The organism is Pseudorhizobium banfieldiae, assembly GCF_000967425.1.
GTDB classification, from domain to species: Bacteria; Pseudomonadota; Alphaproteobacteria; order Rhizobiales; family Rhizobiaceae; genus Neorhizobium; species Neorhizobium banfieldiae.
In genome coordinates, this window is sequence record NZ_FO082820.1 from 1,085,276 (window position 1) to 1,111,022 (window position 25,747).

The 25,747-nt window shown below is 62.9% G+C and carries 27 protein-coding genes; 5 read left to right on the plus strand and 22 right to left on the minus strand.

Features of this window, described 5'->3' with window-relative positions:
* Positions 1-3 precede the first annotated feature (3 nt).
* The 5 genes from ygfZ to NT26_RS05235 form a co-directional block, all read right to left on the minus strand.
* Entirely contained in the window at positions 4-849 is an 846-nt protein-coding gene (gene ygfZ / locus NT26_RS05215; RefSeq protein ID WP_052637752.1) for a CAF17-like 4Fe-4S cluster assembly/insertion protein YgfZ, read from the minus strand.
* A gap of 75 nt (positions 850-924) precedes the next feature.
* Positions 925-1,653 carry a hypothetical protein gene (locus NT26_RS05220; protein WP_052637753.1) on the minus strand — a complete coding sequence of 243 codons (729 nt, stop codon included), beginning with the start codon at positions 1,651-1,653 and terminating at the stop codon, positions 925-927.
* Positions 1,654-1,669: 16 nt separating this feature from the next.
* Positions 1,670-1,927, minus strand: coding sequence for a hypothetical protein (locus NT26_RS05225; RefSeq protein WP_052637754.1), 258 nt, complete (start codon positions 1,925-1,927; stop codon positions 1,670-1,672).
* Positions 1,928-2,028: 101 nt separating this feature from the next.
* Positions 2,029-2,466: a TIGR02301 family protein gene (locus tag NT26_RS05230; protein WP_052637755.1), complete on the minus strand. Its 438-nt coding sequence runs from the start codon at positions 2,464-2,466 to the stop codon at positions 2,029-2,031.
* 23 nt (positions 2,467-2,489) lie between these two features.
* Complete coding sequence (locus tag NT26_RS05235; RefSeq protein WP_052637756.1) at positions 2,490-2,918, minus strand: NUDIX hydrolase; 429 nt, start codon at positions 2,916-2,918, stop codon at positions 2,490-2,492.
* 181 nt (positions 2,919-3,099) lie between these two features.
* On the opposite strand from NT26_RS05235, the gene NT26_RS05240 reads away from it, so the two are divergent.
* Together NT26_RS05240 and NT26_RS05245 are read left to right on the plus strand one after the other, a co-directional pair.
* Positions 3,100-3,855 carry an SOS response-associated peptidase gene (locus NT26_RS05240; protein ID WP_052637757.1) on the plus strand — a complete coding sequence of 252 codons (756 nt, stop codon included), beginning with the start codon at positions 3,100-3,102 and terminating at the stop codon, positions 3,853-3,855.
* A 27-nt stretch (positions 3,856-3,882) separates the two neighbouring features.
* Positions 3,883-4,494: a LysE/ArgO family amino acid transporter gene (locus NT26_RS05245; protein ID WP_052637758.1), complete on the plus strand. Its 612-nt coding sequence runs from the start codon at positions 3,883-3,885 to the stop codon at positions 4,492-4,494.
* Positions 4,495-4,500: 6 nt separating this feature from the next.
* Here the strand turns inward: NT26_RS05245 and NT26_RS23265 are convergent, their stop codons facing one another.
* The 6 genes from NT26_RS23265 to NT26_RS05265 form a co-directional block, all read right to left on the minus strand.
* A complete protein-coding gene (locus NT26_RS23265; protein WP_280136226.1) occupies positions 4,501-4,629 on the minus strand; it encodes a hypothetical protein in 129 nt (42 codons plus the stop codon).
* Between the two features lie 148 nt (positions 4,630-4,777).
* Positions 4,778-5,599 (minus strand): CDP-diacylglycerol--serine O-phosphatidyltransferase, encoded by an 822-nt coding sequence (gene pssA / locus NT26_RS05250; RefSeq protein WP_052637759.1) that lies wholly within the window; start codon positions 5,597-5,599, stop codon positions 4,778-4,780.
* A 16-nt stretch (positions 5,600-5,615) separates the two neighbouring features.
* Positions 5,616-6,314 (minus strand): phosphatidylserine decarboxylase, encoded by a 699-nt coding sequence (locus tag NT26_RS05255; RefSeq protein WP_052641889.1) that lies wholly within the window; start codon positions 6,312-6,314, stop codon positions 5,616-5,618.
* A 122-nt stretch (positions 6,315-6,436) separates the two neighbouring features.
* Positions 6,437-6,565, minus strand: coding sequence for a hypothetical protein (locus tag NT26_RS23270; protein ID WP_268877001.1), 129 nt, complete (start codon positions 6,563-6,565; stop codon positions 6,437-6,439).
* Between the two features lie 13 nt (positions 6,566-6,578).
* Positions 6,579-8,468, minus strand: coding sequence for an ABCB family ABC transporter ATP-binding protein/permease (locus NT26_RS05260; RefSeq protein ID WP_052637760.1), 1,890 nt, complete (start codon positions 8,466-8,468; stop codon positions 6,579-6,581).
* Positions 8,469-8,607: 139 nt separating this feature from the next.
* Positions 8,608-10,365, minus strand: a complete 1,758-nt coding sequence (locus tag NT26_RS05265) for an Ig-like domain-containing protein (RefSeq protein ID WP_052637761.1) — start codon at positions 10,363-10,365, stop codon at positions 8,608-8,610.
* A 159-nt stretch (positions 10,366-10,524) separates the two neighbouring features.
* On the opposite strand from NT26_RS05265, the gene NT26_RS05270 reads away from it, so the two are divergent.
* The gene (locus NT26_RS05270) at positions 10,525-11,130 is read left to right on the plus strand and encodes an LOG family protein (RefSeq protein ID WP_172974124.1); all 606 of its coding nucleotides are present in this window, start codon (positions 10,525-10,527) and stop codon (positions 11,128-11,130) included.
* A gap of 27 nt (positions 11,131-11,157) precedes the next feature.
* On the opposite strand, the gene rarD is transcribed toward NT26_RS05270, so the two are convergent.
* Positions 11,158-12,069, minus strand: coding sequence for an EamA family transporter RarD (rarD, locus tag NT26_RS05275; RefSeq protein ID WP_052637762.1), 912 nt, complete (start codon positions 12,067-12,069; stop codon positions 11,158-11,160).
* A 137-nt stretch (positions 12,070-12,206) separates the two neighbouring features.
* Here rarD and NT26_RS05280 point away from each other — a divergent pair, with 137 nt between their 5' ends.
* Positions 12,207-13,082, plus strand: coding sequence for a protein-L-isoaspartate O-methyltransferase family protein (locus tag NT26_RS05280; RefSeq protein WP_052637763.1), 876 nt, complete (start codon positions 12,207-12,209; stop codon positions 13,080-13,082).
* Here NT26_RS05280 and cimA read toward each other — a convergent pair whose 3' ends face one another.
* The 10 genes from cimA to alr form a co-directional block, all read right to left on the minus strand.
* Complete coding sequence (gene cimA, locus NT26_RS05285; protein WP_052637764.1) at positions 13,083-14,699, minus strand: citramalate synthase; 1,617 nt, start codon at positions 14,697-14,699, stop codon at positions 13,083-13,085. It abuts the gene before it with no gap.
* Between the two features lie 36 nt (positions 14,700-14,735).
* A complete protein-coding gene (gene pip, locus NT26_RS05290) occupies positions 14,736-15,710 on the minus strand; it encodes a prolyl aminopeptidase (protein ID WP_425287725.1) in 975 nt (324 codons plus the stop codon).
* A gap of 6 nt (positions 15,711-15,716) precedes the next feature.
* On the minus strand, positions 15,717-16,403 hold the full coding sequence (locus tag NT26_RS05295; protein WP_052637765.1) for a hypothetical protein: 687 nt from the start codon (positions 16,401-16,403) through the stop codon (positions 15,717-15,719).
* Positions 16,404-16,639: 236 nt separating this feature from the next.
* Positions 16,640-17,119, minus strand: coding sequence for a GFA family protein (locus NT26_RS05300; RefSeq protein ID WP_052637766.1), 480 nt, complete (start codon positions 17,117-17,119; stop codon positions 16,640-16,642).
* Complete coding sequence (cysS, locus tag NT26_RS05305) at positions 17,116-18,759, minus strand: cysteine--tRNA ligase (RefSeq protein ID WP_082077642.1); 1,644 nt, start codon at positions 18,757-18,759, stop codon at positions 17,116-17,118. The genes NT26_RS05300 and cysS overlap by 4 nt, the downstream gene beginning before the upstream one ends.
* A gap of 215 nt (positions 18,760-18,974) precedes the next feature.
* Complete coding sequence (locus tag NT26_RS05310; protein ID WP_052637767.1) at positions 18,975-19,715, minus strand: SDR family NAD(P)-dependent oxidoreductase; 741 nt, start codon at positions 19,713-19,715, stop codon at positions 18,975-18,977.
* Between the two features lie 98 nt (positions 19,716-19,813).
* Positions 19,814-21,316 (minus strand): amidophosphoribosyltransferase, encoded by a 1,503-nt coding sequence (purF, locus tag NT26_RS05315; protein WP_052637768.1) that lies wholly within the window; start codon positions 21,314-21,316, stop codon positions 19,814-19,816.
* A 135-nt stretch (positions 21,317-21,451) separates the two neighbouring features.
* A complete protein-coding gene (locus NT26_RS05320) occupies positions 21,452-22,054 on the minus strand; it encodes a CvpA family protein (RefSeq protein ID WP_052637769.1) in 603 nt (200 codons plus the stop codon).
* Positions 22,055-22,139: 85 nt separating this feature from the next.
* Positions 22,140-23,543, minus strand: coding sequence for a DNA repair protein RadA (gene radA, locus NT26_RS05325; protein WP_052637770.1), 1,404 nt, complete (start codon positions 23,541-23,543; stop codon positions 22,140-22,142).
* A gap of 84 nt (positions 23,544-23,627) precedes the next feature.
* Positions 23,628-24,788, minus strand: coding sequence for an alanine racemase (alr, locus tag NT26_RS05330; RefSeq protein ID WP_052637771.1), 1,161 nt, complete (start codon positions 24,786-24,788; stop codon positions 23,628-23,630).
* A 100-nt stretch (positions 24,789-24,888) separates the two neighbouring features.
* Here alr and NT26_RS05335 point away from each other — a divergent pair, with 100 nt between their 5' ends.
* Entirely contained in the window at positions 24,889-25,746 is an 858-nt protein-coding gene (locus tag NT26_RS05335; protein ID WP_052641895.1) for an AraC family transcriptional regulator, read from the plus strand.
* Position 25,747 lies beyond the last annotated feature (1 nt).

Consider the following 25,747-nt stretch of genomic DNA (forward strand, 5'->3'; position numbering starts at 1 on the left):
CGCTCACGAGCCGGCCTCTTGCTCATCGGAGGGGAAGGCCAGGCCGCTCCATGCGGGAAGCTGCACGGTCACGGGCTTTCCCCCCGCAAGCACGGGCGTGCCGGCGGCGATCGCCGCGCCGACGCGATCTGTTCGAAGGATGGCAAGGCCAGCGCGCCCGCATACCGTGCCGAGCGTGCCGGCAGGCTTTCCTCCGGCGATGATCTCGACTCCTGTCGGCGGAAGCGGCTCGTCCGCCGCAATCTGGACGAGGCGGCGTCGCGCCGTGCCGCGATGCTGCATGCGGGACACGACCTCCTGGCCGACATAGCAGCCCTTGCGGAAAGAAAGCCCGCCATTGAGGTCCATCAGGATATCGTGCGGAAACGCATCCTGGAGTGCATAGTCCACGCCCGAAGCGGCGACACCGGCCTCCACCCTCAGTGCCTCGTAGTCCCCGTCGGCGAAACCCGTGTCGACCAGCCCGGGCATACGCGTGAGCGCGATGCCGGCGCCATCGAAGCGCGAATCGACAACGCCGCTCGCCACTTCATCCTCTCCCCAGAGGACGGTCGCGCCTTGCTGCTCTAGGACTGCGATCTCGACGGCGGCCCGCAGCTTGTACATGGTCAGCCGACGCACGAGCGGGTCCTGTTGCTCGGCATCCGCCTCGATCACGAAACCGTCGTCATCCCGCCAGATGATGAAGTCGAACAGGATCTTGCCCTGTGGCGTCAGCAGCGCGCCGGGTCTCGCGACCCCGTCCGGCATCGAGACGATGTCGGTCGTGATGAGGTTCTGCAGGAAGTGCTCTGCCTCCTGGCCGGAAATGCGGAGGAAGCGTCGCTCGGAAAGATGGGCCGCTGGCATGTCGGGAATCTCGGATTGTCAGACCCAAGAGTTAGGCATTCAGCCCCGATGGGGCAAGACCGCAGGACGGCTCTATCAGTCGCCGCCGGTGAGGGACTTCCATTCTCCGTCGGGCGTGATCGCCAGGCGGTAGAAGTTGTAGTTGCCGCCTTCCTCCATTCCCATCAGGTCGCCGGCAGTCACAATCCGCAGCAATTCCACCCGCTCCGGCGGCGTTAGGGATGCCAGCGGCTTTCCGGCAAAGTATGGCCACACATAGGCTTCCTCCTCCGTGCCGGCGTCCATCCGGACCGCTCCGCTCGACAGGATGTCGAGGAGAATTGCGAGGATCTCCAAGCCTTCCGGATCGCCGGAATAACTCCGCAACGCGTCGATGGGGTCGCTGTTATCGCCGTTGATGATCGTCTGCCGAGGACCCGTCGTCAGCGGCCGCAGCCGCTCGATGTCTCCGGAAGCCGCAGCCTCGACCAGCAGTTCGCGCATTCGGCGAACCGGTTGCGGCAGGAGTGTAGGATCAAGGATGATCTCGGCGGCGACGGGGTCGCCTGCCTCCGGCGGCACGACTTCCTGTGCGTCGTCGTTGCGCGGTACAGACCGGTTGATGAGGGGCTCGGGAAGAGGCAGGCCCGGAGCCACATCCTCGCTCCCTTCAACCGCTTGGTCCCGGCTATCCTGCCCGCGATTGGAACCGAATTCGGAAAGTGCGGCCGTGGAGACGGGGAAAAGAGCAACAAACAGAAGCGCGCCGAGCGCAATTCTGCCGGCGGCAAAGCCTTTCTCGAAGCTTCCCGGTGCCTGCTGCATCGGAACGCCCTGCGCGTTATTGAAGACTGCGTTCCGGTGAGAATTCGCCCGCCAGCATCCGCTCGCGAAGGGTCTCCAGCATGGCTTCGGCGCCCATTTCGCCGTGGATGCGAATCGTTTCGCGCATGGCGAGCGCAAAAGCGGCATCGGCAATGATCTCCGGTTCGATGCCGTCCGCCATTCCGTCCGCCCAGGCCTCGTTCTGGTATTCCAGCGCAACCTGCATCTTCTCATGGACAATCATGTCGTCGATTTCGTTGCGGCCTGTCTGCATCATGTCTTCCTCGGTGACCCGTGGGTTACTTCGTCGTTAAGGACTCTAGCAGCCTTTTACCAAAACGACACGGTCTGCTGGCGAAGGAGGTAAATAATACCCTAATTTCCGAATCTGGCGGCAATTTCTCCGGCGAGTGTTGCTCCTTCGTTACGGTGGCGTTCTTCTGCCGTCCGTGCCGCGTCCGTGCATGTGGTATGAACGGCGGCGAAGGAACGGTAGCCGCGATTGAAGGCGGCCGTAAGGCGTTCGCGTCGTTTCGGCTCGCTTGCGGTATCTGCGTTCAGCAGATCCTGCATCGCTGTCCGCCAGTCATTCGAAGTCTCTCCGCAAAGTGTCCGAAGGTAGTGCAGGGAACCGAGGATCTCGGCGAGCCGCGAAAGCTGCTGGTCGTAAGGTGCTGGCTTGTCTTCCTGAGCGGGCGCGATCGCGGGCCCGGTCGTGGCTGCGGGAGGCGCGGCCTCCTGCGCCGCCAGCGGCGGAACGGCGAACGCAATCAGGCTCAGGAGTGTCGCGCCGGCTAGCAGTCTTGAACGCATGGTTTCTCTCGCTGTGGCTCGGCTCAGCCCGGTCCTGCGGTTAGCTTCTCGACGCAATCGAGCACGCTTGCCGGGACCGGGAGCGCCCGAATCTCCTCCAGCGTATACCAGCCCTGGTCGACGGCATCATCCCCGGCAATGGCTTCCGATGATGCGTCAGCACTCACTCGGAAGACCGACAGCAGGAAATGCGTCTCGATCATGCCATTCGCTTTCTCGGTTTTGAGGTCGTAGGTGGCGAAGAGCACGGGGTCGCGTGCTTCGATGCCGGTCTCCTCGAAAAATTCTCGAAGCGCAGTCTGCTCCGGGCTTTCGCCCTGTTCGGCGCGACCACCTGGAAAGGCAAACATGTCGGCCGCGGGCGGATTGCGCCGGCGGATCAGCAGGAAGCGGCCATGTCGTTCCAGGATGGCGGAGGAGGCAAGGGCGGGCTGCGCCGGAGATGCTGTCATGCGAAGTTTTTCCCTGATCTTCCGTAGGGTAGAACGAATCGCGGGAAACGGAAACGGAGCCAACCAGACATCAATGGAGGCATATCTTCTGTTGTGCCTTGCCGGTGCAACCCTCATCCCGTTCGGACCCAGCGCCTGAGCCTTCCTTGACCGTTTCCTAAGGTGGTGCGATGACAACTGCATGTGTGGACGCTATGCGCTGACCGCGACGCCGGACGATATTCTGCACTTCCTGAGCGTCATCGACATTGAAGACTTCCCGGCACGCTTCAACATTGCGCCGACGCAGCCGATTCTCATTGTTGCCGCGGAGGACCATCACCAGCTGGGTAGGAACCTGCCGACGCGACGTGCGCTCCTGGCGCGCTGGGGTTTCATTCCTGGCTGGGTCAAGGATGTCCGCAGCTTTCCCCTGCTGATCAACGCCCGCGCAGAAACCGCCCAGGAAAAGGCATCCTTCCGCGGCGCCATGCGCCACCGGCGCATCCTCGTTCCTGCCTCGGGATTTTATGAATGGCGTCGGCCGGCCAAGGAAACGGGTCTGCCGGCACAGCCCTATTGGATACGCCCGCGCAAGGGTGGACTTGTGGCGTTCGGTGGGCTGATGGAGACCTATGCATCGGCGGACGGTTCCGAGCTGGACACGGCGGCCATCCTGACGACGAAGGCCAACCTAGCTATCGCGGGCATTCATGATCGCATGCCGGTCGTCATTCAGCCGGACGATTTCTCGCGCTGGCTCGACTGCAAGACGCAGGAGCCGAGGGAAGTGGCCGACCTGATGCAGCCTGCGCCGGACGACTTCTTCGAAGCCCTTCCGGTCTCCGATCTTGTCAACAAGGTCGCCAACATGGGTCCGGAACTCCAGAAGCCGATCATCCTGGCGGAACCCCAGGACCCGCCTCCCAAGGCTACCGCCCAGATGTCGCTCTTCTGATTCAATCCTGAAACCTGGACGTCTTCCATGCTCTCCGCAGCACTCTCGGGCTTCGCGCTCGGCGCCTCGCTCATCATCGCCATAGGCGCGCAGAATGCCTTCATCCTCCGGCAGGGCCTGATCCACAGCCACGTCTTCATCCTGTGCCTGATCTGCGCGCTGTCTGACGCCTTGCTCATCGCCGCGGGCGTTGCCGGGGTGGGGACGATCGTGGCGCAATCGCCAACGCTGATCAGGTTCGTCACGGTTGGCGGTGCGGTATTCCTTGCCACTTATGCCTTCATGGCATTCCGCCGGGTCTGGCGGCCTACGGCCATGGCGGCGGGTACGCCGGAAGGACTGCCGCTGAAGACAGCGGTGGCGACCTGCCTGGCCTTCACCTTCCTCAACCCGCACGTTTATCTCGATACTGTGGTTCTGCTGGGAAGCCTGTCTGCCGCTTTCGAAGGATCCGAACGTGCTGCCTATGGCGCGGGAGCCGTCGTCTCTTCCTTCGTCTGGTTCTTCGCCCTGGGCTACGGCGCCCGCCTTCTTGCGCCGCTGTTTGCCAGACCCGCCGCTTGGCGGATCCTGGATGTCCTGATCGGACTCGTGATGAGTTTGTTGTCGATCGGGCTGATGGTCAGCCTGGTCAAATAGGCCTGATCAGCCGGCAGGCTTCAGGACCTTCTTCGGCTTCAGCATCAGCGCTGCGGCGACGACCGCCTTCAGGGCCAGCGGCCGAAAAGGAGGCGTCTGCTCAGGTTTAGGGGCGGTAACGGGCTCTTTGCTCATGATGGTCTCCTCGCCATGCGATCTGGTCTTGCGGCAGAGGATCTTGTCTTCAAACTCGGCGGAATAGTGGCGTAACCGCAGGCGACCTTTCGCCTGCTCGCTTTGGTCGCACCTTCAAGCGAAACTGATGCAAACCTGCCGCAGTGCCTCAGACCGATGCGTTGTCGTCCTCGATCGTCAACGTTCCGTACCGTCGCTGCCAAAGCCGCGCGCTGAACGGCAGGAAGGCGAGGTAGGCGAGGACGCTGACGACGAGCACCTGCCATGTGTAGCTCATCAGCAGCGCCACATAGAGGACGACCACCAGAAGGATGGGAAACATCAGGTCTCGGCGCACCTTCGTCTGGGACTTGCCCGACCAGACCGGCAGGCGGCTGACAAGCAGGTAGCCGATCAGGATCGTGTAGGCGACGCTGGCGTAGACGAATACCGGGGAGGGATCCACACCGAGGAAACCCAGGTAGACCGGCAGCAGCACCAGTACCGCACCCAGCGGGGCGGGCACTCCGACGAAGAATTCCGACTGCCAGGCCGCCTTTTCCTGACGCTCTTCCATGACGTTGAACCGTGCGAGCCGAAGCCCCGCGGCAATCGCGTAGAGGAGGGCTGCGATCCATCCGAAGGAGCGGGCATGGTCGAGGAGGAAGGCATAGGAGACCAACGCCGGTGCGACGCCGAAGTTGATGATGTCGGCGAGTGAGTCCATCTGCACGCCGAAGCGGGAGGTGGCCTTTAGAAGCCGCGCGATCCGTCCGTCTATGCCGTCGAGGAAGGCGGCGAGCAGCACCATCGCCACCGCAAGTTCGTAGCGCCCCTCGAAGCCAAGCCGGATGCCCGTCAGCCCAGCGCAGATGGCAAGAACCGTGATGAGGTTCGGCACCATCAGCCGCACGGGTATTTCCCGCAGCCGGGGGCCCCGTCCGCTCGTGTCGGACCGCGGTGTCTCTGGCGGGGAAACGGGGCTCTCCATACGCTCTCCTCTTGCTTTAGCTGCGGCGGCTGATGGTCGGACCCTTGATCGAGCCGAATTCGGCAATGACGGTCTCGCCACCATAGGTCATCTGGCCGACGGAAACGCGCGGCTGCGCCGTCGCCGGCAGCAGGACGTCGAGACGGGAGCCGAAGCGGATGAGCCCGAAGCGTTCGCCGGCGTTGAGCGGCTCGGTTGGCTTCACCCAGCAGACGATGCGGCGTGCGACGAGGCCGGCGATCTGCACGACGCCGATCCTGCCGTGATGCGTCTCGATCACCATGCCGTTGCGCTCGTTGTCTTCGCTCGCCTTGTCCAGTTCGGCATTGATGAACTGGCCGGCCCGATACTGGATCTCCGTCACCTGTCCGCGCATCGGAGAGCGGTTGATGTGGCAGTCGAACACGTTCATGAACACGGAAATGCGCAGCATCGGCTCGCTGCCGAGATTGAGTTCAGCCGGCGGCACCACCATCTGGACGGACGAGACGCGGCCATCCGCGGGGCTCAGAACGAGATCGTCATCCTGCGGCACGACGCGTTCGGGATCGCGGAAGAAATACGCGCACCAGAGCGTCAGCACGAGGCCGATCCAGAACAGCGGCTCGGCAATCCAACCGAGGATCAGCGATGCGATGAAGAAAGCCGCAACGAAAACGTAGCCTTCCTTGTGGATCGGCACGAGCGTATTGCGAATGGTGTCGAACAGATTGATCAACCCGGGTCTCCTCAAGATGTCAGCTTCCGCTGACTACAGGCAAACAGTTTGGGGGGCAATGCGGTTCCGCTGCATCCATCAGGGGTACGGATTTGCGCATCGCTACGCCCGCATAGTCCTCATTGTGGATCAACCCATCCAAGCCAAGTCGTGAGCGCCAGCAGCGGCGAGCCGTAGAAGATCAGCACGAGCGCATAGGCCAGCGCGACGGCGCCGGCAATCATCATCCGCTTGGTCGAATATCTCATCCTATCCGGCCCTTCATTCTGCCGCGGGTGCGCCGCGAGCGATGACGCCCATGTCGTCACTCTCCCGTACCTTCCTAAGGTGTTCCTCGGCCTGCGTTGCCTCACGCTGGCGGTTCCACATGGAGGCATAGAGACCGTCCTGGGCGAGCAGGTCTGCATGGGTGCCGCGTTCGGCTATGCCGCCGTCGCGTAGCACGATGATCTCATCGGCATTGATGACCGTGGACAGCCTGTGGGCGATCACCAGCGTCGTCCGGTTCTTCGACACGACGTCCAGCGCCGCCTGGATCTCATGCTCCGTCGTGGTATCCAGCGCGGAAGTCGCCTCGTCGAGGATGAGGATCGGCGGAGCCTTGAGGATCGTCCGGGCAATTGCCACGCGCTGCTTCTCGCCGCCCGAAAGCTTCAGCCCCCGTTCGCCGACCATCGTGTCGTACCCATGCGGCAGGCTCTCGATGAACGTCCCGATTTGCGCCACCTCGGCAGCGGCGGTGACCTCATCCTCGGTTGCCCCCGGGCGGCCGTAGCGGATGTTGTAAGCGATGGTGTCGTTGAAGAGGACGGTATCCTGCGGCACCATCCCGATCACAGCCCGAAGCGACTTTTGGGTCACTCCGCGGATGTCCTGACCATCGATGGTGATGGCGCCCTCCTGGACGTCGTAGAAGCGGTAGAGCAGACGCGAGATCGTCGACTTGCCGGCACCCGAGGGCCCGACGATCGCGACCGTCTTTCCGGCCGGCACCTCGAAGGAAATGCCCTTGAGGATCGGCCGTTCCGGATCATAGGAAAAGTGGACGTCGCGGAAGGCGAGGGCACCCTGGCGGATCTGCAACGGCTGGGCGTCCGGCTTGTCGACCACTTCCGCCTCGACCTCCAGGAGGTCGAACATCTGCTCGATATCTGTCAGCCCCTGGCGGATTTCGCGGTAGACGAAGCCGATGAAGTTGAGCGGCACGGAAAGCTGCAGCAGCAGCGCATTGACGAAGACGAAATCGCCGATGGTCTGCTCGCCCCGCTGGACGGCCATGGCAGACATCACCATCATCACCGTCATGCCGAGGCCGAAGATGACGCCCTGGCCGAAGTTGAGCCAGCCAAGCGAGGTCCAGACCTGTGTTGCCGATTTCTCGTAGCGCGCCATGGAGGCATCGAAGCGCCGTGCTTCCATCTCCTCGTTGCCGAAATACTTCACGGTCTCGAAGTTGAGGAGCGAATCGATTGCCTTGGTGTTGGCGTCCGTGTCGCTGTCGTTCATCGACCGGCGGATGGCGATGCGCCAATCGCTCGCCCGCACCGTGAACCAGACATAGGCCCACACTGTCACGGCGGTGATGGCGACGTAGGAGAAGCCGTAGCTCAGCCAGAAGATCACCGCGGTCAGCAGGAACTCGATGAAGGTGGGCACTGAATTGAGAATGGTGAAGCGGACGATGGTCTCGATGCCCTTCGTGCCGCGCTCGATGATGCGCGACAGGCCGCCGGTCTTGCGTTCCAGGTGGAAGCGCAGCGACAGCTTGTGCATGTGCACGAAGGTCTTGTAGGCGAGCTGCCGCACGGCATGTTGCCCGACGCTGGCGAACAGCGCATCGCGCAACTGGTTGAGGCCGACCTGGAATATGCGGGTGAGGTTGTAGGCGATCACCAGCACGACGGCGCCGAGAAGGAAGGCCGGCAGTATACCGGCCATGTCCAGTCTGCCATTCAGTGCATCGGTGGCCCACTTGAAGAAGTAGGGGACGCCGAGCAGGACGAGCTTGGCGAGAAACAGGAAGACGGTGGCCCAGATCACGCGGCGTTTCAGGTCGCCGCGCCCGTGTGGCCACATATAGGGCCACAGGTTCACCAGCGTCCCGAGCGGATTGCTGGAATCCGCCGAAACGGTCTTCTTTGCTACTGCCATCTAAGTCTCCGGAGGGCGGCTTCCGCCTGTTGCGGACTTAAGGTGTGGGCACAGGCGATGCAAGAGGACGCGACCGGGAGCGGGTCGGTGCAAGGCCGGAAAGGAAATGTCCCGACCTTGAAAATATCGGAGTCGAGGGTTAGCGCTGCTGCTTCTGCAGGCGCTTGCGGTGCAGTTCTTCCGCATCCGGGAGCGCCTCGTCCGGCACGCCGAAGATCTGGCCGGGCTCGATCAGGTCCGGATTGTTGATCTGGTCCTGGTTGGCAAGGTAGATCGTGGTGTAGCGGACGCCCTGGCCGTAGACGCGCCGTGAAATCTGCCACAGCGTGTCGCCGCGGCGGATGATGACGGAATTGCGCGCCTGCGTCAGCGGTGCCTGCTCAATGGTCTTAGGGCCTGTCGCCGCCGCCTGTTCGGAGGCTCCGTTACCGGTGTCACCACTCTCGGCTATCACCGGTCCTACGGCCGCTTCGATTGTTGAAGCAAGTTCGGGAAGCGCGGTTCCGACAGCCTCGGGCTGAGCCGGAAGGCCATCGATCGCCGCGAGCGCTTCGCCAGCCTGTCTTGCCGCCCGGTCTACTATGTCGCGCGCATCCGCGCTTGCCCCGGCCGGCAGCCGATACTCGGATAGCGACTTGAGCGCGATAACTGTGCCCGACCGTGCCGCGGCGAGTTCCTCCGCAGAGGGTTGCCTCCCATTTCCATAGAGTCCCTTCAGCAGGGCGAATGCCCGTGCTGCCTCGTCGCGAAGTTTGTCGAAAGCGCCGCCATCGATCGCCGAGACCGAGCTTGGGCCATTCTGCCCGGCTACGGCCGCGACCTGGGCACCAGCCGGCCGGTTGAACGGAACCTCGACGCGAAGCGCGGTCTTGCCTGCGCCGTCCATCAGTTCGACTGCAATCGTGTGGTTGCCGACCGGCAGATCGATGACACCCTCGATGACGAAATTGCCGTCATTCGTGGCCTTGGCCCGCCCGACTGTCTGGTCGTTGGCAAAACCGAGAAGGGAAGCGCCGGAGGGGGCGCGACCGGCGATGAACAGGCGGCTGCCTTCGATCTCGACGGCGCTGATCTGGATATCGGCCACTGGATTCTGAGCATGGGTCCGTTCGGGCGCGGCGGCCGGAAGGGGCGGTGAGATCGGTGGTGCCGTGGCGACGAGATCGGAGGCGGCACCGGGCAGTTCGGGAAATTCAGGCGACGCGTTGCCGGTGTCGAGGGACGCTACATCCGCATCCGTGTTGCCCGCTGCCGGAACGTTTATCAGGCGGCTGGCCTTGCCCGGCTTGGTGACCATAGCGAGCAGCTTGCCATCCTTGGTTTCCGGTACCGAGACGGTCGCTGTTTCATCGGAGAGTACCGTCTCGCCATTCTTGCCGGTCGCGCGCAGGACCAGTTGATGGTCGCCGGCCGGCAAGGGCTGGTCGAGCACGATCGCGAAATCTCCGCTTGGGCCTGCCTTGATGGCGGCAATGATCTTGTCGCCGGCTGCGACCTCGACCGTCGCATCGGGTTCGGCACGCCCGGCAATGACGGTGGACCCGTTCGGCTCGACACGCAGGACATCGAATGCGGGTGCGGCGGAAGTTGCGGGTGCCTGAGATGCCGCCTCGGGGACGGGAGTAGAGGCAGGCGGCTGTGGGGCGTCGGGAGGGCTGGCAATCGGCGGCGCCGAGGCGACGTCGGTCGAGGCGCCCGTCGCCGGTGCAGCGGCTCCGGTCTCCGTCTCCTGTTTCTGGGTCACCGCCTCCTTGACCGTCTCGCCGGCTTCGTTGATCTTGTCGGTGAGTTGCTGGCCTTGGTCGGAGATCCTGGGCAGCACGAAGAAGACCATCAGCAGCGTCGCGACTGCGAGTACGGAAAGAGCCAGCCAGCCGGCGCGGTTTCTCATGTTCATTCGTCTCCGGGCGGATGTGCCACCAGTTCGGATTACCCGTTTCCTACTGGCTTAACAAGCTTTTCGCTCTTCGCGGGCTTGCCGTTCCGGCCGTTTCCCGCCACTTTTGCAGATGACCGCATTCGCGGCTCGCTCTCATGTTCGTTTCTGGAGTCGAATGTGTCCATTCAGTCAATCTGCGTCTATTGCGGTTCCCAGCCTGGCCGCGACCCTGCCTACATCGCGGCCGGCCATGCGCTCGGAAAATCGATCGCCGCCCACGGCCTGCGCCTCGTATATGGCGGCGGTACCAAGGGTATCATGGGCGCAGTCGCCGCAGGCGTGCTAGCCAATGGCGGGCAGGTGACAGGTATTATACCAGAGTTTCTCGTGGATATGGAGGCCACCCGTCATTCTCTTAGCCAGCTCGACGAACTGATCGTCACGGAGGACATGCATGCTCGCAAGCACGCCATGTTCGAACGTTCGGATGCGTTCGTTACCCTTCCGGGCGGCATCGGCACGCTCGAGGAGATCGTCGAGATCATGACCTGGGCGCAGCTCGGCCGGCACGAGAAGCCGATGGTCTTCGCCAATATCGGCGGCTTCTGGAATCCGATGCTCGATCTCGTCGACCACATGCGGGAGCAGGGGTTCATCCACCGCGCACACCTCGTCCAGCCCCTGGTCATCAACGATGTCGAGGACATCGTACCCGCGATTCTGGACCGGGCCAGCGACATCACCCCGACACCCGGCGAGGAAGCGGTTATTTCAAGGCTCTAGCGAAGTGTTGGCCCCCAGGTTCGGTCCTCAGTTGCCGCGGGCCTGCATCAGCATCGACCAGCTGTAGATGGCAAGAGCCGACCAGATCAGAACGAAGGCGCCGAGCTTCACCATGCTGAGCGGCTCGTGGAACACGAATACAGCAATCAGGAAGATCATGGTCGGCGCGATATACTGCATGATGCCGATGGTCGAGAGCCGGAGCAGCTTTGCGCCATTGGCGTAGATCATCAGCGGTCCAGCGGTGATAACGCCGGTCGCCGCAAGCAGGAGGGTGTCCGACGTGCTGGAGTGGATGAGATGGCCGCTGCCGGACATTTCTGCATAGACGATGTAGGCGAGGGCGAACGGCGTGAGGATCAGCACCTCGAGGAAGAAGCCCTGGTTCGGCCCCACGGGAAGCGTCTTGCGGAAGAAGGCATAGAACCCCCAACTGACCGTCAGGACCAGCGAAGCCCAGGGAAGCCCCCCGGCGTCGTAGGTCAGGATCGCAACAGCGACGACTACCAAGGCGATCGCGATGAGCTGTACGGGCTGCAGGCGCTCCTTGAGGAGTACGGCCGCCAGGAAGATGCTGAACAGCGGGTTGATGAAATAGCCGAGCGCGGTGTCCAGCGCACGATCGACCGAGATCGCCCAGACATAAACGCCCCAGTTGACGGTGATCAGCGCCGCGGTCATCCCAGCCATCATCAGCGTCCGCGGAGAACGGAAAGCAGCCTTCAGCTCCGATGTCCGGCGCAGGATCAGCAGCACGATCCCCGCGACCGGAACTGACCAGACCACCCGGTGCGCCAGGACTTCGAAAGGCGACATGTGTGCGACGGCCTTCATGTAGATCGGCAGGAAACCCCACAGCAAATAGGCCGTCAGCGCGAAGGCGAAGCCGCGGGCGGAATCCTCATTCTTGGCCGGGGCGGGCGCGTCTGTGGTGGCCATGGATGTTTCCGATCGTCTTTTCCGCGTATGGTTGCCATCTACTCCTCACGCCAAGAAGGAACCAATTCATTTGCGTGAAGAGTTGATCGCGGTGATGAATTCCATGCAGTCGCCATGCCAGCGAAACCGGAGGCCTCATGAAATTTGAAGAGCAGCCTCCTCATCGCCAGCTGTTTGCGCGGCAGGTGCTCGCCAAGGCCGGGGTGGCCAACGACCCTCGCCTGCTCGATGCTCTGGTATCCGTCGAACGGGAGCCGTTCTTCGGACCTCCGCCGTGGTTCTACAGTGATTTCTCGACCTACCGCGAACTGGCCTCACACGACCCGGTCGTCCTCTACCAGGACATGCTCGTGGCGCTGGATCCGGCGCGCCACGTCAACAACGGGGTCCCCTCCCTCCATGCCGGTGCGCTGAACCAGCTAGGGATCGTGCCGGGGGAACGGGTCGCCCATCTTGGCGCCGGGACCGGTTACTACACTGCGATACTCGCTGAACTGGTCGGGCCGTCAGGTCATGTCACCGCCGTTGAGTACGACGGGGAGTTGGCCGGCAAGGCAGCAGCGGCCCTCCAGAACCGAAGCAATGTCACGGTCATTCACGGTGATGCCTTAGTATTTCCGCAAGCGGCTGTCGACGTCGTCTATGTCAACTTCGCGCTGGACCATCCGGCTGCGGCCTGGGTCGATCAACTTGCGCCTGGCGGTCGCCTCCTGTTCCCGCTGGGGATCCCGGCCCGGAGCGCCAACGGGGAGCAGTTGCCGTTTACGAGCATCGCCGGGTTTCTCCTGATCGACCGGCGCCCGGCAGGCTACGGTGCCCGCTTCCTGCAGCCGGTGTCCTTCGTGTTTGCCGAAGGGCAAGAGCCGCCGCCGGCCAGCCGTCGGGAGGGCCTGGAGGCGGCCTTCCGGCGCCGCATCGCCGACCAGGTGCGACAGTTGCGCTGGCGCCGTCCGCCGGAGGACGACGAGTGGTATTCGGAAGAGGGTTGGGGCCTCTCGAAGCGCGAGCTGTAGCTATTCCGCTGCGATCCGCCCCGCCATGTGGCGGTTCTTCATCAGCTTGTAGACGATCGAATCGGTCAGCGCCTGGAATGAGGCGTCAATGATGTTTTCCGACACCCCGACCGTCCACCAGCGCGTTCCGTCGCCATCGGTCGATTCGATCAGCACGCGCGTGATGGCGGCAGTGCCGCCGTTGAGGATGCGCACCTTGAAGTCGGCCAGTACGAGGTCGGCGATTTCCGCCTGGTATTTGCCGAGATCCTTGCGCAATGCCAGGTCGAGCGCGTTCACCGGGCCGTCACCCTCAGCGACGGACATGACCTGCTCGCCATCGACATCGAGCTTCACGACCGCTTCCGACACTGTCTTGATGCGGCCATTGGCGTCGAAGCGTCGCTCCACCATCACCCTGAAGCTGTCGACGGTGAAGAATTCCGGAATGGTACCCAGCGTCCGGTGGGCGAGAAGCTCGAAGCTGGCGTCGGCACCCTCATAGGCATAGCCGGTTGCCTCTCGCTCCTTGACGATGGAAATCAGCAGGTCGAGCTTCGGGTCGTCCTTGCCAACGTCGATGCCGCGTCGCTTCAGGGCATTGATGAAGTTCGACTTGCCGCCCTGGTCGGAGACCATCACCTTGCGGAAGTTGCCGACGGTTTCAGGCGCCACGTGTTCGTAGGTTCTTGGGTCCTTAAGCAGTGCGGAGGCATGGATGCCGGCCTTGGTCGCAAAGGCGGAGGCGCCGACATAGGGCGCCTGATGGTTCGGCGACCGGTTCAGCAACTCGTCGAAGGCATGGCTGAGATTGGTGAGCCCCTCAAGCCGCACCGCGTCGATCCCGGTCTCGAAGCGGCTGGAATAGCTCTCCTTCAGCGACAGGGTGGCGATCAGAGTCACCAGATTGGCGTTGCCGCAGCGTTCGCCGATGCCGTTCAGCGTCCCCTGGATTTGCCGACAGCCCGCCTCGACGGCGGCGAGCGAGTTGGCGACCGCCTGGCCGGTATCGTCATGGGCGTGGATGCCGAGCGCTGACCCCGGAATGCCTGCGGCGATGACCGCGCCGACGATCTCCCGGATCTCTGCCGGCTGGGTGCCGCCATTGGTGTCGCAAAGCACGACCCAGCGCGCCCCCGCCTCGTAAGCCGTCCTTGCGCAGGAAAGCGCATAATCGGGATTTGCCTTGTAGCCGTCGAAGAAATGCTCGCAGTCGACCAGGGCTTCCCTACCGACGGCACGAGCCGCCTCGACGCTCTCCCGGATCGACCGAAGGTTCTCCTCGTTGGAGCAGCCGAGGGCGACGCGGACATGGTAGTCCCAGCTTTTTGCGACGAAGCAGATGGCGTCGCTGCGAGCCTGCAGCAGCGTTGCAAGTCCAGGGTCATTGGAGGCGGAAACGCCGGCCCGCTTCGTCATGCCGAATGCGACAAAGCTGGCCTTCTGTGTCCGCTTCTCCGAGAAGAAGGCGGTATCCGTCGGATTGGCCCCGGGATACCCGCCTTCGACATAATCGAGACCGAAATTGTCGAGCATGGCCGAAATCGCAATCTTGTCCTCGACAGAAAAATCGACCCCCGGTGTCTGCTGCCCGTCCCGGAGCGTCGTGTCGAAGAGATAGATGCGTTCCCGCGTCATGTGCCGTCCTCCGCCGCCTGTTGCGGCCATTGAACCCTATGCCGTCTTTCCGGCGAACCGGTCCGTCGCCCTGATCAGCTGGTCGGTGATGCCCGGTTCGAGATAGGCATGGCCCGCACCTTCTACGATGTGGAAATCAGCCTGGGGCCAGGCGTTGTGCAACTGCCAAGCATATTTCAGCGGGCAGGGCATGTCGTAGCGCCCGTGAATGATGACGCCCGGGATAGCCTTGAGCTTGTGCGCGTCGCGCACGAGCTGACCTTCCTCCAGCCAGCCCGCATGCACGAAATAGTGGTTTTCGATGCGGGCGAAGGCGATCGCGTAGTCGGGGTCGTGAAACTGCGCGGAATAGTCTGGATTCGGCAGGAGGGTGATCGTCTCGCCTTCCCAGGTGCTCCAGGCAAGCGCGCATTCGCGCTTCTTCGCCTCGTCATCCCCCGTCAGATACTTGCGGTAGGCGGCCATCAGGTCGCCGCGCTCGGCTTCTGGGATCGGCGCGATGAAGCGCTCCCACTTGTCGGGAAACATCTCCGAAACGCCGAACTGGTAGTACCAGAGGAGTTCGGCGCGGGTGAGCGTGTAGATGCCGCGAAGTACGATTTCCGTTACCCGTTCCGGGTGGGTCTCGGCATAGGCAAGAGAAAGGGTGGAACCCCACGAGCCGCCGAAGACCTGCCAGCGCTCCACGCCCATCATCTCGCGCAGCTTCTCCATGTCGGCGACGAGGTGCCAGGTCGTATTGGCCTCCAGCGAAGCATAGGGCGTCGATTTTCCGCAGCCGCGCTGGTCGAACAGCAGGACGTCGTAGAGTGCCGGATCGAAGAGACGCCGGTTGCCCGGCCCGAAGCCGCCACCGGGGCCGCCATGCACAAATACGGCAGGCTTGGCGCCTCGCGTGCCGACGCGCTCCCAGTAGATCGAATGGCCATCGCCGACATCGAGATGGCCTGTCTCGTAGGGCTCGATTTCCGGGTAAAGGGTGCGAAGGATTTCAGTGGAGGAGGACATCATCAACTCTCACTTCAAGGATGTTCGCGAGGATCTGGTAGCGCGGGTCGTCGATGAGATCACCGCCACGAGGAGCATCAGCGGAATGCCGAGCTCGAGCAATTCCTCCAGGATCACCATTTGCAGGCTTGTACTCGACTCCAGTGTAATCCCGAAGGGCGCAAGCTTACGCCCGATGCCATCAACCGATTTGGAAAGGATGGCGAAGGCTAGGGCGCCGACGATGCTCCAAGCCCAGAGCGTCCTCATCCGCAACCCGGTGACAAACTCCTTTGCACCCATTTTGACGAGACGGATCGCAACGGTGGCAACGAAGGCGAGGGCGATCAGACCAAGAATCCGATCCAAGACCGGCGCCATGTCCGTCAGGTAGAGGTCGCTCCGAAGCACACCTATGCTCGTGAGCTTCTTGTCGAGATCGAATTCCCGCCCCATCATCAGGAGCATGACGGCCGGCACCTGCCATGAGGTCTTCCAGTTATCACCGGAGCGCGTCCACAGCCATGCAATAGCTGCATAGGCATAAAGCAACGCCGAGGCGATCTCGATGCCGCCTGTCTCGCGGACAAGGCCAGGCCCGAACCCCGTGGTCCAGATATCCACTGCAATCAGGAAGCTGGCACCTGCCAGAGCCCAGATGATCAGGTGCCAGGGGTGGCCGGCGCTTGAGGCGTGGTCGCGTCTGTCATCGGTCATGGATTGACCACCAACATCCCGGCCGGAACGGTTGCCCGAGTCGGACCGGTGCTACCGACTGCAACGGAAAGTGGTTCATTCATAAGAAAAATCCCTATCTGCAAATCTGGATGCGTGTGAAGTTCGTCATGCGAGAAAGGCGTAAGCAATGATGGCAGCAGTGATCAGCGTCACCAGCAGGCCTTTTCCGATCAGGCTGTAGAGAAGCCATTTCGGCATCTTGTTCGGGTTGTCGGTCATGGCCTGTCGCCTTCGGGCCAGGCCTCGGTATCGTGGTCGGGATGCTGGTAGGAGATGATGTCGGCGAGGAAGGGCGCTGCCTCCACATCGTCCATGGTCTGCCGGACGGGCAGTTCGTGGAGGTGGTCTACGAAGGGGAGCTTGCGCTCAACACCGAACTGGATGATCGGGGGCACCGCCGCCGGATCGTCGAAAGCGCCGGTTGCGATGGCGATCCCGTCTGCAGCCTCGTAGGTGAGGGGCGTGCCGCAATTCTCGCAAAACCCGCGCAGGACGTGGTTAGACGAGCGGAAGTGCTTGACGCTACCGCGGGTCCACTGCAGCTCCGCATCCCGGGTGGAAACCAAGGGCGCATAGAATGCGCCGAAGGCCTTCTGGCACATGCGGCAATGGCAAATGGAACTATCCTTCAGGTCGCCGCTCACGCGGAAACGGACCGCGCCGCACTGGCAGCCGCCGGTATGGATCTGCGTCATCTCTTCACCTCCCAGGTCGTCACCCGCTCGCCGGTGGCCGGGTCCTTCCCGTCCTTGAGCTGGATGCCCTTGGACGAGAGATCATCGCGGATCTTGTCCGCCTCCGCAAAGTTCTTCGCCTTCAGCATTTCGAGTCGCATCTCGACGAGGGCATCGACGGCGGAGGCCAAGGGATTTTGACTGTCAGCTTTGACTTCGAGGGCAATTCTGCCGCGCTTACGATCGATTGCGACCCTTACCCCCCATGACTCAACCTCCTTGATTAGCTGCTCTTCGCGCTCCTTGTTTCCATTCGCCATTGCGACGCGCAGACGCTCCAAGCGATCGGATTCGTCATGGCCGAGTAGTTGATCGCGAACACGGAGATCGAAAACGTGCACTTTGTCGTAGAGTGACCATTTCCTCAGTGGAACAATCCCAAGGAATTCGAGTCCAAGGAGCAGTTTTTCAGCGGCCCCCTCATCCGATGATGCTTTCTCGCGGAGCGAGAACAGGGTCGAGAGAGCTTTGGGTGTGTTTAGGTCGTCGGCTAGCGCAGCGAGAAAGTTAGAATCCTGCAGGACTGGTCTTCCGCGAAGCCTCTTCGCTGCGATACGGCCGGCCACGATCTCTGCATCACAACTTGCCAAGAAGCCGAAGACTTCGTCGCGTGCCTGGTGAAGTTTTTCTACCGTCCAGTCGATCGGCTGACGGTAGTGGGTTTTAAGCATTGCCAGGCGAAGCACACCGCCATGCCAAGGCCGACCGCCGAACTTGTCCGTGTGCAGGAGATCGTGGATTGTGACGAAGTTGCCCTCTGACTTCGACATCTTGCGGCCTTCGACCTGCACGAAGCCATTGTGCATCCAGACATTCGCCATCGCATGCGTGCCATGGGCGCAGCGCGACTGGGCGATCTCGTTCTCGTGGTGCGGAAAGATCAGGTCCAGCCCGCCGCCATGGATGTCGAAGACCTCGCCGAGATAGCGGCCGCTCATGGCGGAGCACTCGATATGCCAACCGGGCCGACCGCGGCCCCAGGGGCTCTCCCAGCCCGGCTCATTGTGCGAAGAGAGCTTCCAGAGCACGAAGTCGCCCGGGTTCTTCTTGTGCGCATCGACGGTGATACGGGCACCGGCCTGCTGCTCGTCGAGAGGGCGTTTCGAAAGCTGGCCGTAATCGCTCATCGACTTCGTGTCGAACAGAACCTCGCCGGCCGCCACATAGGCATGACCCTTTGCGACCAGCCGCTCGATGATCTCTATCATCTGTGGAATGTTGTCGGTTGCCCGCGGCTCGACATTCGGCTCCAGGCAGCCCAGCGCCTTTACGTCCTCGTGAAATTGCGTCTCGGTCTTTTCCGTCACGAGCCGGATCGCCTCGTTCAGCGGCAGGCCGGGATGGTCGCGCAGCGCCCGTGCGTTGATCTTGTCGTCCACGTCTGTGATGTTGCGGGCATAGGTGACATGATCGGCACCATAGACATGACGCAGCAAGCGGTAGAGCACGTCGAAGACGATCACCGGCCGCGCATTGCCGATATGGGCATAGTCGTAGACCGTCGGACCGCAGACATACATACGCACGTTGTTCGGATCGATCGGCCGGAACTCAGCCTTCTCGCGAGTCAGCGTATTGTAGAGCTTGAGCTCAACGCTCATCGAATTCTCCTGACAGCAAGCCACCGGCGGGACCGGGTCGTTTGTCTTCAGGCTTTTCGAGAGACGAAAACGGCCGGGCCAGCGCAGTGCACTAGCGAATAATGATCCCGCAAATGGAAATCGCCGTTTTCATGCGGCTGTTATGGCGCGGGGCCGGGCCGTGGTCAAGCGGGACGGGAACAACTATTGCGCTTGACCGGTCTCGGCCGCAATGATCACTCCGGCATGCGGTAGTCGACGAACTTGTTTTCGCGCACGACGAAAAGACGTCCCGTATCCTTCATCTCGGGAGAGGCGAGCGGCAGGATGGCCGCGGCAACCTCGGCCGGATGCGGCAGCGTGTTCGGGTCCTCGCCGGGCATGGCCTGGGCGCGCATGGCGGTCCGCGTCGCGCCGGGGTCGATCAAATTGACGCGCAGCGCCGTGCGCTGCTGTTCGGCAGCCCAGGTGCGGGCCAGTGCCTCGACAGCCGCCTTGGACGCGGAATAGGCGCCCCAGAAGGGACGGCACTTGTGGGCCGCGCCGGAGGAGAGGATCAGCGCCCGTCCGGCGTCCGATTTCAGGAGCAGCGGCTCGACGGAGCGGATCAGCCGCCAGGTGGCGGTGACATTGGTCAGCATCACCTTCTCGAACACTTTCGCTTCGATGTGCCCGATCGGCGAGATCACGCCCAGGATGCCGGCATTGGCGACGAGGATGTCGAGCTTGCCCCAGCGTTCGAAGATCGACCCGCCGAGCTGGTCGATGGCCTGCATGTCGGTCAGGTCGAACGGTACGAGCGTGGCGGATCCGCCTTCGGCCTTGATCGCATCGTCCAACTCTTCCAGTCCGCCGACGCTGCGGGCGCAGGCAATGACATGCGCACCCGCCTTTGCCAGTTCTAGTGCGGTGAAATAGCCGATGCCGCGCGAAGCGCCGGTCACCAGAGCGATCCTGTCCTTCAGGTTGATCGTCATGTGCTGTCCCGTTTCCTGCAGCGGCAAAGAAAAAGGCCGCGTTGCCGCAGCCTTCTAGTGCCTTTGGGCCCTGATGGAAACAGGCGAGTTGCCGCGGTTCAGCCGTTGCTGGCGAGCATGGAGACCTTGTTGCCCATGGCTTCGCCGTTCTTGTCGAGGAGCCGGGTGGGGTAGTCCCCGGTAAAGTAGTGGTCGGTGAACTGCGGACGGGCCGGATTGCGCGGCTCGCCGCCGACTGCGCGGTAAAGGCCGTCGATCGACAGGAACTGCAGCGAATCTGCGCGGATGTATTCGCACATCGCCTGCAGGCTATCGTACTGGTTGGCGAGCAGCTTGTCGGCATCCGGCGTGTCGATGCCGTAGAAGTCGGGATAGTAGATCATCGGGCTGGCAACCCGGATATGCACTTCCTTCGCACCGGCATCTCGGATCATCTGGACGATCTTCAGCGAGGTGGTTCCCCGCACGATCGAATCGTCCACCAGCACGACACGCTTGCCCTCGATCATCGCCCGGTTGGCGGAGTGCTTTAGTTTCACTCCGAAGGCGCGAATCTGCTGCGTCGGTTCGATGAAGGTGCGGCCGACATAGTGGTTGCGGATGATGCCGTATTCGAACGGGATGCCGCTCTCCTGGGCAAAACCCAGCGCCGCCGGCGTGCCGCCATCGGGCACGGGGACGACGACATCGGCCTCCACCGGTGCTTCCTTGGCGAGGTTCATCCCCATGTTCTTGCGCGCCACATAGACGCTGCGTCCGCCGACCACTGAGTCCGGCCGTGCGAAGTAGACATATTCGAACAGGCAGAGTCGTTCCGGCTGCTGGTTGCCCGCCTTGCGCGCGTCGATCTCGATCGAGCCGTCCGGCTGGACTTCGCAGATGATGACCTCGCCGTTTTCCACGTCCCGGATGTACTTCGCGCCGATGATGTCGAGCGCACAGGTCTCGGAGCAGAAGATCGGTTTGCCGTCCAGCTCGCCCATGACGAGCGGCCGGATACCGGTCGGGTCGCGGGCGGCGATCAGCTTGGTCCGGGTCATCGCGACCATCGAATAGCCGCCCTCCATCTGCCGGATCGCGTCGATGAAGCGGTCGGCCGTCGAGGTGTATCGCGAGCGGGCGATCAGGTGCAGGACCACCTCCGTGTCGGAGGTCGACTGGCAGATGGCGCCGCCGGCAATCAACTGGCGACGTAGCGTCAGGCCGTTGGTGAAGTTGCCGTTATGGGCAATCGCAATGCCGCCCACCTCGAGTTCGGCGAACAGCGGCTGGACATTGCGCAGCGCCACTTCGCCGGTGGTCGAATAGCGGACATGGCCGATGGCGATGGTGCCGGGCAGTTTCGCGAGGGTCACCGGGTCGGTGTAGTGGTCGCCGACGAGGCCCATGCGGCGTTCCGAGTGAAAGCGCTGGCCGTCGAAGGAGACGATGCCGGCTGCTTCCTGGCCGCGGTGCTGCAGGGCGTGCAGGCCAAGTGCCGTCAGTGTCGCTGCTTCGGGATGGCCGAGAATGCCGAAGACGCCGCATTCCTCGTGAAGCGTGTCACCGTCGAGATCACCACGAAGGTCATCTGCGGTCGTCTGCGAAACCGGCTCGTTCATCTGCTGGCCCTTGCCTCTCGGAAAAACGGAAGAGCCGGCCGGGGAGGAGGCCCCCCGATGCCAGCTCGGTCCAGTGTATTCATCAATACTAGCACAAGTGGTGATGCCTGGCCGCGCATCAAGCGCGAGAAAACGTCAATTATTTGTCGCAGGGGCGTCTTCGGCCGGAGCGGTCTCCGCCGGCGGTTGGCCCTGGGCAGGTGCGCCATCGGTCGGTACCTCCTCCTGACCGGTGATGCGGGCACGGATCTGCGGCTCGATATCTTCCGGCAGAACGGCCTGCAGCCGCCCAACCAGCGTGTCGAGGAAGGGCTTCGACTTCGACTGGCTCACCCATTCCGGCTGTGAGCGGACATCGACCAGCCAGTTCCAGAAGGCGACGGCGACGACCAGCAGCAGGATGCCGCGCGCGGCACCGAACAGGAAGCCCAGGGTACGATCCAGCGCGCCGATGCGGCTGTCGATGATGAAGTCGGCAATCCGGGACGTGATGAAGGAGATGATGATCAGCGCGACGAGGAAGATGATGCCGGCAGACCCGGCGATGGCGATACGATCATCCGTCGTGTAGTTCTGCGCGTAGGGCACGAGCAATGGATAGAGGTAGTAGGCGGCCGCCACGGAGCCGACCCAGCTTGCGATCGACAGCACCTCGCGGGAAAAGCCGCGAACCATGGCAAGCACGGCAGAAAACAGCGTGACGCCGATGACGATGCCGTCAAAGATCGTGATGGGCATATAAGATGTACTCCAAGACTTGGCCGTGGCCACGGCCCCCCGCGTTCCGGCTGTCTCTTACAACAGTGGTGCGGGTAACGGAAGATCAATCATCTTCTTGCGTTTTCGCAAGCCGGGCTGCGGAGCCGGCAATGCGGCTTACGAGGTCGGGCAGGTCCTCGATTTCCGTCCAGCGGCTGGCAGAGGACTTCGGAAGTTCGGCAGAGCTTGCCGGCAATAGGGCACCTGCGAAGCCGAGTTTCTCCGCCTCCTTCAGGCGCTGCGCGGTCTGGGAGACCGGCCGGACGGCTCCTGAGAGGCTGATCTCGCCGAAATAGACGCAGTCGGAGGGGAGGGCGGTCCCGGCGAGCGACGAAACCAGTGCTGATGCCACTGCAATGTCTGCTGCCGGCTCGGTGATCCGGTACCCGCCAGCGACATTGAGGTAGACGTCATGCTGGCCGAGCCGCACGCCGCAATGTGCCTCGAGCACGGCGAGAATCATCGCCAGCCGCGACGAATCCCAGCCCACGACCGCGCGTCGTGGCGTTCCGAGCGATGTGGGCGCCACCAGCGCCTGAACCTCGACCAGCACCGGACGCGTTCCCTCCATCCCGGCGAAGACGGCAGCACCCGGAGACTTTGCGTTCCGCTCCCCGAGGAAGAGTTCGGACGGGTTGGTGACCTCGCGAAGCCCGATGTCCGACATTTCGAATACGCCGATCTCGTCCGTAGGGCCGAAGCGGTTCTTGACGGTGCGCAGGATGCGGTAGTGGTGGCCACGGTCACCCTCGAAGTAGAGGACGGCATCGACCATATGCTCGACAACGCGGGGGCCAGCGATCTGGCCTTCCTTGGTGACATGGCCGACGAGCACCATGGCAGCACCCGTCTGCTTGGCGAAGCGGATCATCGCCTGCACGCCGGTGCGAACCTGCGTGACGGTGCCGGGAGCGGAATCGGCTGTGTCGCTCCACAGCGTCTGGATAGAATCGATGATGACGAGGTCGGGACGTTTGCCCTCGGCGAGCGTCGCGAGGATGTCCTCCACGTTGGTCTCCGCCGCGAGCAGTACCTCCGTGTCGGCTGCACCGAGCCGCTGTGCCCGCAGCCGCACCTGTGCAACGGCTTCTTCACCCGAGACATAGATGACGCGATGGCCTCGTCGCGACAGGGCAGCCGCGGCCTGCATCAGCAGCGTCGACTTGCCGATTCCGGGATCGCCGCCGACCAGCACCGCCGAGCCACGGACGAAGCCGCTACCGGTGACGCGGTCGAGTTCGGATATGCCGGAATGGATGCGAGGAGCTTCCTCCGTCTCGCCGGAAAGCGTGGTGAGCGCAACAGGTCGGCCCTTCTTGGGTGCCCGCGATGGGCCGCCGCCGATCCCCCCCATCGGGTCTTCCTCGACGATGGTGTTCCATTCGCCGCAGCCGTCGCATTTCCCGGCCCAGCGCGAGTGGACGGTGCCGCAGTTCTGGCACACGAATTGGGTCTTGGGCTTGGCCATGGATCTGTCGCCGCTCAGCTTACGAAAGGAACAAAAAAGGAACAAAGGCTGTAGCGTAGCAGGCTGGCCTTGGCAAGACCGCCGTCATTCCGCTTCGAGGTAACGGCGCTCGTGGCGCAGGCCGAGGCTCGTCAGCATTTCGTAGCCAATTGTTCCCGCGGCGCGGGCGACCTCATCGACCGGCATGTTCGGGCCGAACAATTCGATATAGTCGCCACTGCGCACAGCGCCGTCTGGGACATCGGTCACGTCGAAGATCGTCAGGTCCATGGTGATGCGTCCGATGACCGGCACGCGATAACCACCAATGAAGCCGAAGCCGCCTCCTGTCCCGCCGGTGCGAAGGGGGATGCCGGATCCGGACAACGAGCGGAGATAGCCGTCCGCATAGCCCACGGACGCGATCGCGAGCCGGCTGGCGCGTTCCAACTGATGGGTGGCGCCGTAGCTGACGGTACTTCCGACTGCTGCCTCTCGGATCTGTACGATCCTCGCTTCCGCTGTCGCCACCGGCCGCAACGGCTTCATGCCGTTCACGGCCTCGCCGCCGTAGAGCGCGATGCCGGGCCGGGTCAAGTCGAAATGGTATTCGGGGCCGAGGAAGATCCCGGCCGACGCCGAAAGGCTTGATTCGATACCTTCGAATGCGGCGCTAACCTGCCGGAAAGATTCAAGCTGTGCCTTGCTGCTGGCGGCCGATGGCGTATCGCCGCTGTGAAGGTGCGACAGGACCAGCACGGGCGAGAAGCTGGCTGGACGCGACACATCTTCCGCCAGCGCCAGCGCGTCCTGCATCGGCAGGCCGAGACGATTGAAACCGGTGTCCACCTGCAGCGCGCACGGATAGTCGCCAAACTCGACAAGCACACTCATCCAGAAGGCGAGCTGCTCTTCCGACGCAATCACCGGGACCAGGTCGTTCTCGAAGAACATCCGCTCCTGCCCGGGCCATATGCCCGAGAGCACGAAGATGCGGGCCTCGGGTGCGTATGCGCGCAGCGTTACGCCTTCCTGCACGACCGCGACGAAGAAATCGCGAGCGCCCGCCTCGTAAAGCGTCTCCCCGCAGTCCTCCAGCCCCAGGCCATAGGCATCTGCCTTGACCACGGCGGCAGTGCGCGCACTACCCGACCGCCGCGCCATGTCCCGCCAGTTTTCGGCAAGGGCGCCAAGATCAACCGTCAGCCGCACCGGGGCGATATCGAACGGGTCGGCGTCACTCGGAAACTCGTTTTGGTCAATCATGGCATTCCTGCAATTCACATATCGGCTGCGCATCTTACGCGAGGGCGAACCTATCACTTTTGTTCAATACCGGAACGCTTCCCCAGGCTATTATGGCGCTATGCACAGCGTTTCGCAGGAACATGCCCTGAATGCCATGCCGATCGCCGAAGCCGAATCCACGCGGTTCTGGCGTGAAGAGCGCTTTGGCGGGATGGAATGCCTGAGCGCAACCTTCCTGACCCATGAATATGCGCCGCACGCTCATGACACCTACAGCATCGGCGCGATCGAGCATGGCGCACAGATCTCGACCATCAAGGGATCACGGGAAAGCACCGGGCCGGGCAGCCTCTACCTTATCAACCCCGGTGAAGTGCACGACGGGGCGCCCGCCGGCAGCGGCTATCGCTACCGGATGATCTATCCCGACGCTACCCTGATGCGCAGTGTTCTGGAGGATGTCACCGGTCGTGCCGTCAACGGCACCCCTGCATTCCGCACGCACTTGCCGGTGGACCCGGAGATGGCGCGGACCTTCCAGATCGCCCACCGCCGCCTTGAGGCGAATGTGGGGCTGCTGGAGGCGGACGAAACCATGTTCTCGGTGTTGGTCGGCCTTTTTCGCCGCCACGGTGAGACGATTGTCCTGCCGCCCGAGACCCGCGAGCAGAGCGCGGTTCGGCATGCGCGCGACTACCTCGCCGAGAACTACGAATGCGATATCGGGCTCGAGGAACTGGCGCGGATTGCGGGGCTGAGCCGGGCGCATCTTATCCGGGCCTTTCGCAAGGAATTCCACATCACGCCGCATGCCTTCCTGACCGATGTACGCATCCGCCAGGCGCGGCGCCTGCTGCGTGCCGGTGCACCGCCTGCGACAATCGCAATGGAGTGCGGCTTCGCCGACCAAGCGCACTTCACGCGCCACTTCAAGGCGCGCACCGGCGTGACACCCGGCCAGTATCGGGCCGCCTGAT

Excerpts from the sequence above, each read along its gene's own strand:
- NT26_RS05320 (WP_052637769.1), bottom strand. The coding sequence starts at position 22,054 with ATGCCCATCACGATCTTTGACGGCATCGTCATCGGCGTCACGCTGTTT.
- cysS (WP_082077642.1), bottom strand. The coding sequence starts at position 18,759 with ATGAGCGTTGAGCTCAAGCTCTACAATACGCTGACTCGCGAGAAGGCT.
- NT26_RS05245 (WP_052637758.1), top strand. The coding sequence starts at position 3,883 with ATGCTCTCCGCAGCACTCTCGGGCTTCGCGCTCGGCGCCTCGCTCATC.
- pip (WP_425287725.1), bottom strand. The coding sequence starts at position 15,710 with ATGATGTCCTCCTCCACTGAAATCCTTCGCACCCTTTACCCGGAAATC.
- NT26_RS05235 (WP_052637756.1), bottom strand. The coding sequence starts at position 2,918 with ATGACAGCATCTCCGGCGCAGCCCGCCCTTGCCTCCTCCGCCATCCTG.
- radA (WP_052637770.1), bottom strand. The coding sequence starts at position 23,543 with ATGGCCAAGCCCAAGACCCAATTCGTGTGCCAGAACTGCGGCACCGTC.
- NT26_RS05230 (WP_052637755.1), bottom strand. The coding sequence starts at position 2,466 with ATGCGTTCAAGACTGCTAGCCGGCGCGACACTCCTGAGCCTGATTGCG.
- NT26_RS05280 (WP_052637763.1), top strand. The coding sequence starts at position 12,207 with ATGAAATTTGAAGAGCAGCCTCCTCATCGCCAGCTGTTTGCGCGGCAG.
- cimA (WP_052637764.1), bottom strand. The coding sequence starts at position 14,699 with ATGACGCGGGAACGCATCTATCTCTTCGACACGACGCTCCGGGACGGG.
- NT26_RS05220 (WP_052637753.1), bottom strand. The coding sequence starts at position 1,653 with ATGCAGCAGGCACCGGGAAGCTTCGAGAAAGGCTTTGCCGCCGGCAGA.
- ygfZ (WP_052637752.1), bottom strand. The coding sequence starts at position 849 with ATGCCAGCGGCCCATCTTTCCGAGCGACGCTTCCTCCGCATTTCCGGC.
- NT26_RS05335 (WP_052641895.1), top strand. The coding sequence starts at position 24,889 with ATGCACAGCGTTTCGCAGGAACATGCCCTGAATGCCATGCCGATCGCC.
- NT26_RS05300 (WP_052637766.1), bottom strand. The coding sequence starts at position 17,119 with ATGACGCAGATCCATACCGGCGGCTGCCAGTGCGGCGCGGTCCGTTTC.
- purF (WP_052637768.1), bottom strand. The coding sequence starts at position 21,316 with ATGAACGAGCCGGTTTCGCAGACGACCGCAGATGACCTTCGTGGTGAT.
- alr (WP_052637771.1), bottom strand. The coding sequence starts at position 24,788 with ATGATTGACCAAAACGAGTTTCCGAGTGACGCCGACCCGTTCGATATC.
- NT26_RS05240 (WP_052637757.1), top strand. The coding sequence starts at position 3,100 with ATGTGTGGACGCTATGCGCTGACCGCGACGCCGGACGATATTCTGCAC.
- NT26_RS05265 (WP_052637761.1), bottom strand. The coding sequence starts at position 10,365 with ATGAACATGAGAAACCGCGCCGGCTGGCTGGCTCTTTCCGTACTCGCA.
- NT26_RS05260 (WP_052637760.1), bottom strand. The coding sequence starts at position 8,468 with ATGGCAGTAGCAAAGAAGACCGTTTCGGCGGATTCCAGCAATCCGCTC.
- rarD (WP_052637762.1), bottom strand. The coding sequence starts at position 12,069 with ATGGCCACCACAGACGCGCCCGCCCCGGCCAAGAATGAGGATTCCGCC.
- NT26_RS05225 (WP_052637754.1), bottom strand. The coding sequence starts at position 1,927 with ATGCAGACAGGCCGCAACGAAATCGACGACATGATTGTCCATGAGAAG.
- NT26_RS05295 (WP_052637765.1), bottom strand. The coding sequence starts at position 16,403 with ATGACCGATGACAGACGCGACCACGCCTCAAGCGCCGGCCACCCCTGG.
- pssA (WP_052637759.1), bottom strand. The coding sequence starts at position 5,599 with ATGGAGAGCCCCGTTTCCCCGCCAGAGACACCGCGGTCCGACACGAGC.
- NT26_RS23265 (WP_280136226.1), bottom strand. The coding sequence starts at position 4,629 with ATGAGCAAAGAGCCCGTTACCGCCCCTAAACCTGAGCAGACGCCTCCT.
- NT26_RS05310 (WP_052637767.1), bottom strand. The coding sequence starts at position 19,715 with ATGACGATCAACCTGAAGGACAGGATCGCTCTGGTGACCGGCGCTTCG.
- NT26_RS23270 (WP_268877001.1), bottom strand. The coding sequence starts at position 6,565 with ATGAGATATTCGACCAAGCGGATGATGATTGCCGGCGCCGTCGCGCTG.